This is a genomic window from Streptomyces sp. V4I8 (genome assembly GCF_041261225.1).
GTDB lineage: Bacteria > Actinomycetota > Actinomycetes > Streptomycetales > Streptomycetaceae > Streptomyces.
In genome coordinates, this window is the sequence record NZ_JBGCCN010000001.1 from 7,844,795 (window position 1) to 7,857,990 (window position 13,196).

6 protein-coding genes are annotated in these 13,196 nt (G+C 72.6%); 2 read left to right on the plus strand and 4 right to left on the minus strand.

The features are described 5' to 3' along the window. Positions 1-74: 74 nt before the first annotated feature. Positions 75-1,121 carry an alpha/beta hydrolase family protein gene (locus ABIE67_RS35660; RefSeq protein ID WP_370265659.1) on the minus strand — a complete coding sequence of 349 codons (1,047 nt, stop codon included), beginning with the start codon at positions 1,119-1,121 and terminating at the stop codon, positions 75-77. Positions 1,122-1,396: 275 nt separating this feature from the next. On the opposite strand from ABIE67_RS35660, the gene ABIE67_RS35665 reads away from it, so the two are divergent. Then, on the plus strand, positions 1,397-4,408 hold the full coding sequence (locus ABIE67_RS35665; RefSeq protein ID WP_370265661.1) for a SpoIIE family protein phosphatase: 3,012 nt from the start codon (positions 1,397-1,399) through the stop codon (positions 4,406-4,408). Between the two features lie 50 nt (positions 4,409-4,458). On the opposite strand, the gene ABIE67_RS35670 is transcribed toward ABIE67_RS35665, so the two are convergent. Continuing rightward, a complete protein-coding gene (locus tag ABIE67_RS35670; RefSeq protein ID WP_370265663.1) occupies positions 4,459-5,871 on the minus strand; it encodes an esterase/lipase family protein in 1,413 nt (470 codons plus the stop codon). Continuing rightward, positions 5,868-10,295 carry a peptidase C14 caspase catalytic subunit p20 gene (locus ABIE67_RS35675; protein ID WP_370265664.1) on the minus strand — a complete coding sequence of 1,476 codons (4,428 nt, stop codon included), beginning with the start codon at positions 10,293-10,295 and terminating at the stop codon, positions 5,868-5,870. Before ABIE67_RS35675 ends, ABIE67_RS35670 begins: the two co-directional genes overlap by 4 nt. A 127-nt stretch (positions 10,296-10,422) precedes the next feature. On the opposite strand from ABIE67_RS35675, the gene ABIE67_RS35680 reads away from it, so the two are divergent. Further along, positions 10,423-11,418, plus strand: a complete 996-nt coding sequence (locus ABIE67_RS35680; protein ID WP_370265666.1) for a translation initiation factor 2 — start codon at positions 10,423-10,425, stop codon at positions 11,416-11,418. Between the two features lie 24 nt (positions 11,419-11,442). Here the strand turns inward: ABIE67_RS35680 and ABIE67_RS35685 are convergent, their stop codons facing one another. Beyond that, positions 11,443-13,056: an IS1634 family transposase gene (locus tag ABIE67_RS35685; protein WP_370251876.1), complete on the minus strand. Its 1,614-nt coding sequence runs from the start codon at positions 13,054-13,056 to the stop codon at positions 11,443-11,445. Between the last annotated feature and the right edge of the window lie 140 nt (positions 13,057-13,196).

The window sequence follows — 13,196 nt, forward strand, 5'->3', positions numbered from 1 at the left end:
GAGACGCCCGAAACAATCAGCGCCGAGGGAAAAAACTTCCGGTGGGCTGTGCGTGGCGCATCACCGACGGGCGCTCAGCCCAGGTGACGCTCGAAGAACGCCATCGTGGCGTCCATGGAATCCGGCCACCGCGGCCCGAACGTGTGCCCCTCGCCCGCGTACGTCCGCAGCTCCACGTCCTTGCCCGCCGCCTCGAACGCGGCGGCGGTCCGCTTCGACCAGGCCAGGGGGCAGGTGTCGTCGGCCGTGCCGTGGTGGATCAGCAGGGGCTCGGTGACCCGGTCGACGTAGGTGACCGGCGAGACCTGCCGCCAGAACTCCGGGTTCTCCTCGGGGGTGCCGTGCGCGGCCTCGATCTCCTCGACGAGCGGGTCCCCCTCGGGCCGCTGGAACCGGTCGATGTTCTCCTCCGGGCGCGAGCTGACCGGCGCGAAGACCACGGCGGCGTCCACGAGGCCGGGCGCCACGACCAGCGCGTTGTACACGACCCCACCGCCCATCGACCGGCCCAGCAGGCCGATCCGGTCGTCGTCGACGTCCGGCCGGGCGGCGGACCGGAGGGCTTGTACGGCGGTGATGACGTCCTCGGTGTAACCGAGCCGGAGGTTGACGTCGTTGTCGGGGTCGTCGTCGGAGCCCGCGTGATTCCGGTAGTCGGTGTGGAGGACGACGTATCCCTTGCGCGCGAGGAGGTCCTGCTCCCGGGGCATGCCGCGGCCGGTCGTGTACACCTCCGGGTCGATGTAGCCGTGCGCCAGGACCAGCGCCGGGAAGGGACCCTCGCCTCGGGGGACGTTCATGATCCCGGAGATGGTCAGCCCATTGGAACGGTAGGTGACGGCGTACTGCGTGTAGGCGTCGGTGCGGAGGCGTACGGCTCCGAGGCGGAGGTCGGAGCCGTGGTGCTCGCGCCGGATCAGGGCGGGGAGGGACACGGGGTCGGCGGGTGTGGGCGTGGGGGTCGGCGTCGCGCTCGGGGTCCCGGAGCCCGCTCGGCTCGTCGTCGACGGCTCCGTGCGTGCCGTCTCGTCGGCGCCGTCTCCTTCGGTGCAGCCGACGGCGACCACCAGCACCAGCATCAGCCCGGCCCCGATCCGGGCCGCGCACCGCGGGGACCGCATGCGGTCAAGTATCGCGCGCAGTGGCGGGGTTGGCTTCTGCGGGGCTGGTGCTCGGACCTCGGTACTTGCCGGTCGGGGGCGAGTCCATTCGCCTTGCCGGTCGGCGGCCGAGTCCGTGCGCCTTGCCGGTCGGCGGCCGAGTCCGCTTGCCGAGCGCGGGCGGCTGTCCTCCCTGCCCTACCGCTGAGCCGATGACGGGGCACCCGGTGCCGGAAGGATCCTATTGAGATGGGCATCACACGGGTCTAGGGTGATATCGCCTGGAGGCCTTCGCCGTGCCGCTGGCCGAGTGGCGGTGTGCGGCCGGGGCGGCTCCAGGCGAGGAAGTGATCCGGTTGTCCGTCGCCTGGGACGACATCGGCGGGCTCGTCGATGCCCATGAACGTTTCCTGGCCGGCTCCCTCATCGAGTCGGACGTCAGGGACTCCGTGCTCGACTCCTGGAAGCGGTGCCGCTCCGCCGGGCTCGAGCCGCATCGGCTGCTGGTCCCCTACCGCGCGGACGTGACGCTGGACGACCGCTTCCTGCTCGCCGCGGACCCGGTCCTGAAGGACCTGAACGCCTCCCTCGCCGACGTCGGCATGGCGATCGCGCTCTGCGACGGACAGGGCCGGATGGTGCGGCGGCTCGGGGGTGACCCCCGGCTGCGCGAGCGCCTCGACGCGGTGCAGTTCGCTCCCGGGTTCGACGCCTCGGAACCGGTCGTGGGCACCAACGGCGTCGGCACCGCGCTGGCCGAGCGCGGCCCCGTCTACATCGCCGGCCGTGAGCACTTCGCCGACTGTCTGCAACCCTTCGCCTGTGCGGGCGCGCCCGTCCGTGACCCGCTCAGCGGGCGCATCGAAGCCGTACTCGACCTCACCTGCCTGCGCGACCAGGGCGACCCGGCCATGGTGCGGATGGTGCGCGACGCCGCCCGCAGCATCGAGGCCCGGCTGCTGGACCAGGCCACCCGGCGGGAACGCGCGCTGCTCGCCGCGTACCGTCGGACCGACGGGCATTCGGAGCGCTGGCCGAAACAGCCCGAGGGCCTGTCGTCCGGCCCGGACGGGGGCGTCGGCGCCCTGCCGCGGCTCGATCTGGTCGTGCTGCGGGCGAAGGCCGAGGAACTCCTCGCCTCGCCGCACCGCACCCTCGACGAGGTCGCCCTGCCCAGCGGCCGGACCGCCACCCTGCTGCGCCGCCAGGTCACGGGTGAGGCCGGGGAGATCGGCGTGGCGGTCGAGGCCCGTGTGCCCGGCGGCCCTCGTCTGCGCCATGTCGCACCAGCGCCCTCGCCGCCGGCCTCGCGGCCCGCACCGTCCACGCGGGTCGAGCGGTCGGCATTCGGCGCGGGGCCAGGGGCGGACGGGCAGGCCGCCGGCGCCCCCGGGCCGGCCGCTTCCGGCCCGCAGCCCGAGCCGGCCACGGGAGCCGCGACCGCGCCGCCCGCGATCGCCTCGCCCGCCATCGCCCCGCCCACTGTCCGGCGGCGCACCGTCGTGCCGTCGTCTCCCGCCGCCCCCACCGTCGTGTCCGAGCCGCAGACCTCCGCCCCTCCCTCACCGGACGGTCCGGGTGCCGAAGGCTGGCTGCTGCTCGTCGGGGAGCCCGGGGTCGGACGGCTGGCCGTACTGGCGCGGCGGCGACTGGAGCTGCTGCACGACGCGACCGTGCGGATCGGCACCACCCTCGACGTCACCCGCACCGCGGAGGAACTCGCCGAGGTGACCGTCCCCCGGTTCGCCGACTTCGTCGCCGTCGACCTGCCCGACTCGGTGCTGCGCGGCGAGGAACCGGAAACGCTCGGCGGCCGGACCGCGCTGCGCCGGGTGGCCATCCGCGCCGTACGCAAGGATGTGCACCATCTTTACGACGTCGGGGACACCGTCGAGTACGTGCCGTCCACGCCGCAGGCCCGCTCTCTGGAGACCAGGCAGTCCGTGCTGGAACCCGTCCTGTCCGCGGCGGGCGGCTGGATCGCGCAGGACCCCGAGCGGCTGGAACGGGTGCTCGCGGCGGGCATCCACTCCCTGATCACCGTGCCGCTGCGGGCGCGTGGCACGACCCTCGGCGTGGTCAGCTTCTACCGCTCCCTGCAACCCGCCTCCTTCGAGGACGACGACCTGTCCCTCGCGCAGGAACTGGCCGGCCGCGCGGCGATCTGCATCGACAACGCCCGCCGCTACACGCGCGAGCACAACACCGCTCTCACCCTCCAGCGCAGCCTGCTGCCGAGGGGGCGTTCCGAGCAGAGTGCCGTCGAGGTCGCCTACCGGTATCTGCCCGCGCAGGCCGGCGTCGGCGGCGACTGGTTCGACGTCATCCCGCTGTCCGGCGCCCGGGTCGCGCTCGTGGTCGGCGATGTCGTCGGGCACGGTCTGCACGCCGCCGCCACCATGGGCCGGCTGCGCACCGCCGTGCACAACTTCTGCTCCCTGGACCTGTCGCCCGACGACCTCCTCACCCACCTCGACGACCTGGTCGGCCGGCTCGACCGGGGCGAGGGCTGGGCGGCGGAGGGCACGCCCGACTCCGGCATCGTCGGAGCCACCTGTCTCTTCGCCGTCTACGATCCGGTGTCCCGGCGCTGCACCCTCACCCGCGCCGGGCACCCCCTGCCCGCGGTCGTCGCCCCCGACGGCACGGTCGAGTTCGTCGACCTGCCGTCGTGCCCGCCCCTGGGCCTGGGCGGCCTGCCCTTCGAGACGGTCGAGCTGGAACTGGCCGAGGGCAGCCAGCTCGTGCTGTACACCGACGGTCTGGTCGAGGACCGGCACCGCGACATCGACGCCGGGCTCGACCAGTTGCGTGCGGTCCTGGCCTGTGCCGGCCGCCCCCCGGAGGAGACCTGCGAGGCCGTCCTCGACGCCCTGCTCCCGGCCCGCCCCGGCGACGACGTCGCCCTGCTCGTCGCCCGCACCCACACCCTGGGCGCCGACCACGTGGCCCAGTGGGACCTGCCCAGCGATCCGGCGGTCGTCTCCCTCTCCCGTGCCGCCGTCACCGACCGGCTCGCCGCCTGGGGCCTGGACGACCTGGCCTTCACCACGGAACTCATCGCCAGCGAACTGGTCACCAACGCCATCCGCCACGCCACCGGCCCCGTCCAGCTCCGCCTGCTCCGCGACCGCGCCCTGATCTGCGAGGTCTCCGACGGCAGCGGCACCTCCCCCCGCCTGCGCCGCGCGCGCAGCACGGACGAGGGCGGCCGGGGCCTGTTCCTCGTCGCCCAGCTCACCGAGCGCTGGGGGACGCGGTACACCCCCAACGGCAAGATCATCTGGACGGAGCAGCCGTTGCCGTAAGGCGGAGCCATTGCCATGTGCGGCGGGTCCGTCACCGTGACGCCGGGGTGTCAGGCCTCGATGACCATCACGACCTCGCGCTGGACGACGCGCGGACTGTCGGCGACGACCGTGAGCACCCAGGTGCCGGGGCCCGCGGTGAGGCTGCCGCGGCGCTCTTCCGGGCCGGACGGGGCGAGCACGGTCCAGTCCTCCGGGTGGGGTGCGTCATGCGCGTGCAGTGCGGCCCGGACGGCCCGGCCGCGGGCCACGTCGGTGGTCACGATCTCGAAGGGCTCACCGGCCACCGCCAGTTCGGGCGTCACCAGGCCGAACTCGTCGTCGGCGAGCGTCGCACGGGCCGACTTGCCGGCGTAGATCGCGTCCAGTTGGTGCCCGAACGCCTCACGGTCGACGAGGGAGGAGTGCCGGTGGCCGTTCCAGACGGCCTCGTCGGTGCTGCGCAGGGCCCAGGCGGCGAACGCCGATTCCGCCGGAACCGTGCCGTCGCCCATCCAGGACTCCTCGTCGTCGAGCACGTCCACGAAGCGCAGCTCGCGTCCCGGCGAGGCGACCACGCCGTGCACGGTGCGATGGGCGCGTCCGCCCAGGCAGCGCACCTCGTAGGGCCGCCGTAGATCCGAACTCGCGCGCAGGTTGGCCAGGTTGGCGGTCTCGAACGCCTCGTGGAAGGCGAAGACGTCGTCCACCGTCGCGGTGGGCAGGCCCACGTCGATGTCGGTCAGCGGCTCGTAGTAGCCCTCGGGGTAGTCGGGGCGGCGGACCGCGTCGTACACCGGCAGGAGCTGCCCCACCGAGGGGAAGGTGCGTGCCAGGTCCGCGAGTTGCTCCATGACTCTCCGCACCGGCCCCGGCGCCGCACGCCCCAGGAGGCCGCTGTCAGAGCCCTGTCCGGTGAGGAACTGCACCGCCTTGGCCGCGCCCCGGTGCGGCGTCCCGACGGTCACCAGCCGGCGGGCCGTCTCGCGGCCGCCCAGGCACTCCAGGTAGTGGCGGGCGATCAGGCCGCCCATGGAGTGACAGAGGAGGACGACGGCGGGATCGTCCTCGGCCTTCGGATAGTGGTTCCTGAACTCCTCCCGCCACCGGGTGAGTTCGCGTTCCACACGGAGCTGGAGATCCCTGGCCGTGAGCCGGTTGGACAGCCGCCAGTCGTAGGGGAACACCACGAACTGCTCCGGGCGTATCCCGGTCAGCAGGCCGCTCACCTCCGGGTAGCCGTGCTGCATCAGCAGTCCCGGCAGCCCCGTCGGGCGCCGCACCAGGTCGAGGGCCTCGACCGCGAAGGGTTCCTCGGGGCGTTCGTCACCGATCCCCTCGGGCAGCCGCAGCCGTTCGATCAGCTTCTTCGGCGGCAGGGCTCCCATGAGAGCCCGCAACGACAGGTTCCACAGGTCCTTGCCGTCCCGGGTCAGACTGCTTCCCGTGATCCCCGGGACGAAAACGACCAGGTCATGCTTCACCGGGCTGCCTCCTCGACTCCTGATGCAATACGTCCGTACCGAGCACGAGCTGGTCGCAGCGCCGACGGCTCTGCAGCGCCAGCACCAGGCCCCGGCCCTCCTGGTACAGCGCGGCGGCCGCCTCGACGTCCATGCCGCGCCAGGGGACCACCGCCTGCTTCAGCGGGCGGCCAGGCCCTGGCCGCGTCGTACACCGCCAGCGTCCGCTCCCCGCCGCACACCACCAGCAGCGGCCGGTCGGCGCTCCCCGAGAACACGAGCGCCGTCGGGACGCCACCGTCGTACGGCAGATGTCGCGAGGCCCAACGCCCGTTCCGGAAGGCGGCCGTGTGGATCCGGTCCTGTTCGGCCCAGGCCAGCAGCGGGGTCGACCTGCCCATCACATGGAGTTCGCCCAGCGTCAGCATCGCGGTGCGCCGCCCCCCGTCGGGGAGGAGGGGCAGCGCGTTCCACGCGTCCCGGCCCGGCCGCCAGACGCTGAAGCCGCGGCCGGTGTCGACGACGGCCCAGGTCGTGCCGTCGGCCATGGCCCGCGCGCCGATCGCATGGGCCACGGCGCCGAACTCGTCCCGCACCGTCCACCGGCCGTTCACCAGCCGCCGGTGCAGCACATGACGCATGTCGGGAACGAACAGGCTCGGCACACCGTCGTGCTCCACGATCAGTCCGAGACCACGGGCGATCTGGCCCGTGTCGCCCCGCAGGGGGATGTCCTCCAGGAACTCGGCGGCTTGCAGGTCCGCGGACAGCGACCGGACACGGACGGTGCGCCCGAACGCGGTCGCGACGAGCCAGCGGCCCTCGTGCCACACGGCCCGCACGGCGGTGACCGGCTCGTCATGGTCCAGCGCGACCGGCTCGGTGTCCGCGGCCGGCGCCTCCGTGTACCCGGCGAGGACCATCCGTCCCGCCGTCCGGCACAGCAGCGCGGGACCCCGGTCCGGCCCCGCCGCTAGCTCCACCATGAGCCGTTCGGTGTAGCTGCGGTGCGGATGACGATGGCGTACGGCGGCCGCGGCGGCGACGTCCAGGACGCGGACGTGGGCGTCGTCGGCCACCGCGATCCGTCCGCTGCCGTCCGGGGCACAGGCCAACGCCTGCGGATCGCGGTGCCCGTGGAGTTCGAAGGAACACAGGCGCCGGTCGTCACGGAGGTCGTGCACGGCCACGCGGTCGCCCTGGTGCAGCACGAGCAGGGGACGGTCGCCCCAGTACCCCAGCGTCACCCCCCGGGCGTCCGGCGCGCCCAGGGAGAGCACCTGCTCCACGCTCCAGTCCGGCGAGCGTCCGCCCTTCTCCCGTGGCCAGGGGCCCGCCGTCATCGTGAGCCGCCAGACGTCCGCGGTGTGCCCGTCGGCACGCGCCAGCCACGCGTGGTGGCCCTGCAGTCCCGCCGCGGGCCGGATCGGTTCCGTGAGCGCGGCGATGGCCCGGACCTTGCGGCGCTCGGCGTGCGCCAGCGGCAGACGGGTCCCGAGCAACTCGGCGTTCCGGCCCGCCGGGTGGATCTCGTGGACCTGGGTCCCGGTGCCCGACGACAGCAGGAAGCACCGCCCGGCCAGCCGGACCAGGGCCAGACGCTCGACGGGGAGTGCGAAGACACCCCCCAGCTCGGCCTTCGCCGCGCTGTCGCCCGCCGACCACCGCCAGACCCACAGGCGCTGCCCGTCCGCGGCCATGACGAGGAGGCGGCCGGCGCACTCGACGGCGGTGAGCGAGGTCGGCGCGCCCGCCCAGTCGAGGACCTTGGTGGGCAGACCGGACGCGTCCTCCCACAGGAACACGCCGGCACCGTCGCTCGCGACCGTGGTCCGCCGCCCGCCTCCGGTCGTGTCCGTCACCTGGCGGAGCGAGCGCCGACGGTCCGGGGCGCGGTGGGTGAGGAGCTGCCTGCCGGTGTCGGGGGCGTGCACGGCGACCGCCCCGACCACCCCGAGCGAGAGGGTCGTCTCGGCGGACGTGCCGGACCAGCGGAGCGTGCGGGCACCGCCCCGGTCCGCCGGCCACCGCAGATCGAGCGGCTCCGGCGCGGCGTCGGTCCACAGCTCCGTCCAGGGGAGCTCGGTGAAGCCCGGCGAGGTCAGTCTGCCGTAGGCGCCGCCGGGCCGGTTGTGGTGGACGAAGGCCGCGGCGCGCAGCAGGGCCCGGCGCAGGACGGGATCGCGTCTGCCGCGGAAGCCGTCGGCGACCCGGAGGTAGAGCGCCGCCCCTTCGCACTCCGTGAGTTGGGTGACGGCGAGCGGCAGCAGCACATCGGGTTCGGTATGAACCAGGAACTCCGGATCGTCCAGGAGAGCGCGCAGCTGCTCGACGCCCGCCTGGGCCGCGTGACCGGCGAGGAACGCGCGCGTGTAGTCGTGGGCCGGGTCGTGCCAGGCGCCGCCGCAACGGGCGTGCAGGGTGTCGTGCACCCTGCGGTGCCCCTCCTTCGGGGTGAACCCCAGGCGTTCCAGGACGTGGACGCCGTAGCCCGCGTGCGCGAGCCGGTAGGCACCGGAGTCCACGGTCACCAGGCCGCCCTTGGCGGACTCCAGGACGTCGCGGACCTGTTGGGGGGTGAGCTCCCCGTGCGGCCCGTCGAGGGCGTTGGCCATGGCGGCGAGAAGGTGGATGTCGTCCAGTCCGCCTCCGTAGGCCAGGGCGAGCGGCGCGAGGGCGGCCGTGGCGCGGACGGTGCCGCCGCGCTCCAGGTGCTCGACCTCCCGGCGCACCCAGGGCTCCAGTCCCGAGCCGGTCTGCCGCAGTTCCGTCTCCAGCTCGCCCTGGCTGAGCGGCCGTTCGGCGCGCACCAGCCGCCCGGCGATCAGCCGGGCGACGACGAAGAGGCCCCCGCTCCCCTCGGCGAGGAGCTCGGCGGCCTCGCGACGGGCGAGGAGCCGTCGCTCGCCCGCGTACGGCCCCTCGGCGGCGAGGACGGCCTCGGCCATCGAGGCGATGTCCCGCCGGGTGTCGTCGTCCTCGCCCAGGGCCAGCGGAGCCGTGGTCTGCTCCAGTACGTCGAGCAGCGTCTCGGCCGGTACCGGCCCGGCCAGTTGGCGTCGGGGGCGCGGGCGGGTCCCCACGACCACCTTGACTCCCGGCGTCTGAGCGAGCCGGTTGAGCAGATACCGGGCGATGTCGGGGGACTGCCCGGGCATCGCCTCGTCGAGGCCGTCGAAGACCAGGTTGAGGGCGCCCACCCGCCGCACCAGGCCGTCCACGGCCTCGACGCAACTCCCGGGGTCGTGCGCCGAGTCGGGCGACGAGGGCCTCGCGCCGAAGGCCGCCAACGCCTTCCACACGGCGCCGGTGACCTCCGCCAGCGAGCGGTCACGGCAGCTGACGAGGGCGTGGAGGGTGCCGGGCCGTGGACAGATCTGCGGCGGGGGCGCGGGGTCGAGGCGTTCGCGGCGACGTGCCACGGACAGCAGGCCCAGCATGCCGAGCAGGGCGGTCTTGCCCGAACCGCCCGGGCCGGTGACCACCTGCATGCCGTGCGAGACCGTGTCCAGCCAGCGCACGAGTCGGCTCAGCGGCGCGTGTCGGCCGGTGAACTCCCGTTCCAGCAGGCCGCCTTCCTGGAGCAGAAAGGGCGACTCCTCGGCCCAGGGGAGCGGTGCGTCCTCGGCCAGCACGGCGGTGCGGACCCAGCGCCGCGGCCCTGAGCCGCTCTCGTCCCCGTCGTCCCCGTCGTCGAAGTGGGGGTTGTGCAGGAAGTTGTTGGGCAGTTGGCGGACCGCCTCGAAGCCGGGCCGCTCGTCCTTGGTCTCCAGCCCCTCGGCGGCGGCCTCCCGGTCGATGGCCTCGACCAGGTAGGGAACGGAGAGGTAGAGGGCCGAACGGTGCATCGGCCGGGAATGGTCGGCGACCACGATGTCCGGCTTGTTCAGCACATTGGTCAGCCACGCCAGCCACTGCCCCTCCCGGATGGTCTCGCCGACCCCGGAGGTGCCGATCACGGCGAAGCCGCTGGTGGAGTTCTCGTACGCCGCCGCGACCGACGCGCGTTCCTTGCTCACCGCGCGGCTCAGCGCCTGCCGCAGGTGCCCGTGGGAGGAACAGGCGTCGAGGACGAGCAGGGTGTGCGCCGGGTTCCGGGCATCGAGGACGCGGTCGACGAGGTCGGTCAGGGCGAAGGAACGGGACGGGTCGAACGGCCCGCCGGCCCAGCTGTCACCGCAGGCGAGATGAAAGGCCCCCTCGTCGTCGACGACGCCGTGGCCGGTCCAGTAGAGGATCTTCCGTTCCGCCCTGCGGGCGAGGAAGTCCTCCAGCCAGGCCTCGATCCGCTCGTGCGTCAGCCCGCCGGGCCGGTTCAGTACTTCCCCGAAACCGAGCTGGTCGTGAGCCAGCGCCACGAACTGTGCCGTCTCGTCGTCGATGTGCCGCAGGATTTCGGGGCCGCCCGGCCTGTCGTACGTGTGGACGGCCAGCGCACCGACCATGCCTCCGGCCCGTAAGGCGTCCCTCGCGTGTCCCCTGGACAATGGCAACACCCCGTCCCCCGTACGCCACTTGACCCCCTGGCAGCCCACTATCATAGATCGACTTGCCTGCCAAAAAGGAGAGTTGATGGCGTTTCGGGACAGGTTCTCGGTCGTGGGCAAAGTGACCGACTGCCATATTTACGAAGGAGACGGCACCCGCCCGATCGACGAGGAGAACGTCCGCGTCCTCTACGACCGCCGGCGGGTCGAGTTCCCCGACGAGCTGGGGTTGTGGCGGCGCGAGATCCAGGACGAGGAGGCCCGAAGGCAGGCGGCGGGGGAGCCGTACCGGTGGAACAACCCGCGTTTCGCGGTGGAGAGCCTGGTGGTCTCCCGGGGCCATGTCGCTGAGGAACCGCAGGTGACCCTCTCCTTGCTCGACGCCGACTACTACGACTTCCTGACGACGTCCCTCAACCTCGGACGGAAGCTGAAGAACGGGTCGACGCTGCGCAAGCAGTATCTGGAGGACGCCGATCCGCTGGACGCGCCGCCCTGGATGTTCTGCAGCCTGGGCGTGAACGTGGCGGTGGAGACGGGCAAGGACGGCAAGATGCTGTTCTCGCACCGCAGCGGCAAGGTGGCCGGACCGAACGCCTCCCGCTGGAACTCCTCGGCCAACGAGGGAATGGCGGCCAACCACGACGTGTCCGAGTCGGGCGAGATCAGCCTGCACCAGGTCGCGCGGCGCGCACTGCGCGAGGAACTCGCCGTGCACCGGCAGGACCGCGTCGATCTGGAGCTGCTCGGCTTCGGCCTGGACCTGCGCAACAACCAGTGGGCCGTGTTCCTCCGCGCCGTCCTGGAGGATCTCGGCGAGGAGGAGCTGCGGCAGCGGTGGAGCCGCGGCGTCGAGGACAAGTGGGAGCACGACGCCTACGCCTTCGTACCCTCCGATCCGGACTCCGTGCTGACCTTCCTCCACGAGACACCCGACTGGACCCCGTGCGCGCCCGCACTGTTCTACCTCGCACTCGTCCGTGGCACGGTCCGGGCCCACGGCGGTGACCCGGCCGCCCGGCTCCTCGTGGAGGAGGCCGAGCGCCGCGTCCTGGAGGGCCGCCGCGACGTGGGCGTCTAGCCCCGGACTTCGCGGGTCACCGTTTCAGGTCTGTGGCCAGCGGGTTTGTCCGATGTCGGTGTCGAGTAGGTCGAGGAGGTGGAGTTGGACGCCGCGGGTGATCTGGACGGTGGGCGGGTCGGTGATGTTGCCGATGCGCAGGGTGAGTTCGCCGAGGTGGTAGAAGACCATGCGGCCGGTGGGGCGGACCCGGCGGTTGTCGGGGTAGAGGCCGCTCATGGTCTGCTCGGGGCCGAGCGCGCGTCTGACCTGCCGTTCGATCAGGCAGAAGACGAGCAGGGCCAGGCAGATGACCTGGATCAGGGCGGCAACGCGCCGGTTGTGCTGCACGAAGACCGGCGCGACCGCGAGCGGGCCCTTGAAGTCGTGGTATCTGCGCTCGACCGCGCCCTGGCCCTTGTAGTGGATCAGAGTCTGCCCAGCGTCCGCCTGGTCGGCGGGGACAGACGTCAGCAGTGCGTACCAGCCGTCGACCACGGCTTCCGCCTTCAGCACGCCGGTGTCGAAGTGCCAGGCCAGGACCGGGGTGCCGTCCTCGTTATCGGTGACGGTCCAGCGCAGACAAGAGGTGACACGGCGCTTGGCGGCGATGACACCGATTCGGGCGACGATCTTCTCCCGGGTCTTGTAGTGGCGTCCGCCGGCCGCAGCGGTGAGCTTGTTCAGGTCCTGGGCGGCCTTGGCCAGGCGTTTGTCCCGGGCTGCTTGCTGGCCGGCGGCGTTCGCGGTGGAGTGGACCAGGATCCGTCGCACGGTGAGCACAGGATCGCTCTTGCGGGGCCCGGTCAGGGTGTGGGTGTCCTCCAGCACGCGGTAGGTCTCGCGCCGCTCGGCGGGCTTGCCCGCCTCCCGGTTGGGCGTCCAGTCCACGATGGTGGCCTGCGCGGGATCGAGAGCGGCATAGACCTCGTCCTTGACCTGCGCGGCCGGGGCCGGGGCGATGAACTGGACCCCGGCCGCCAGCAGGGCACGGACGTTGGAGTAGGACACCAGCTTGGAGTCGGCGACCATCAGGAAGTCGCGTTCACCGGCCATGGCCCGCAGGTCCTTCATCGCGCCGACGACCTGGCTGACCTCGGCCGCACCACCGCCGAAGACCCGGGCATGGAGCGGGATGCCGCCGTCGGCCGACACCGCGAGCCCGGCCTGGACCTGCTTCAGATCGAAGCGCCGGTCCTTGGGATGCCCGTAGCCAATGACGGGGAAGTCCTCCTCCTGACCCTCGACCGGGAAGGCCCCGTGCACGGACATGCTGGTCATGTCCCAGTGCATCCGGGCCACATCGATCCCGAACTCACCGATCGCCCGCGCCCCGACCGTGCCCGCGATGTGCTCCAGCTGCGGAGCGATCGCATCCAGTGCCCGGGCCAGACGATCATCGTTGAGCAGAGCGGGCTCGATCCCGAAGACCTCTTCCACTGCCCAGCACCTGGCCCAGTCCTCCACCCGCACCAACGGCGCGGGCGACGTCAGCCGGTTGGCCACCAACGCCTCGATCACCTGCCCGTGCGTCACCAGCGCACTCGCGCCACCAGGACACACCTCGTCGACGATCCCGGCGACATCCAGCCGACGCAGAAACTCGGCAGCGACAGGCAGAGCGCCCAGACGCTTCTCCACCACGGACGTCACCGCCACTTCAAGACGCTGACGCTGAGACCGTGGCCGCGGGGACCGGGAAGTCATCGACACACCCCACCCAACGCCACACCCCCGGCCCAGGACACACCCCGGACCGGTCACACCATACGAATCAACGACCCGCGAAGTACGGGTCT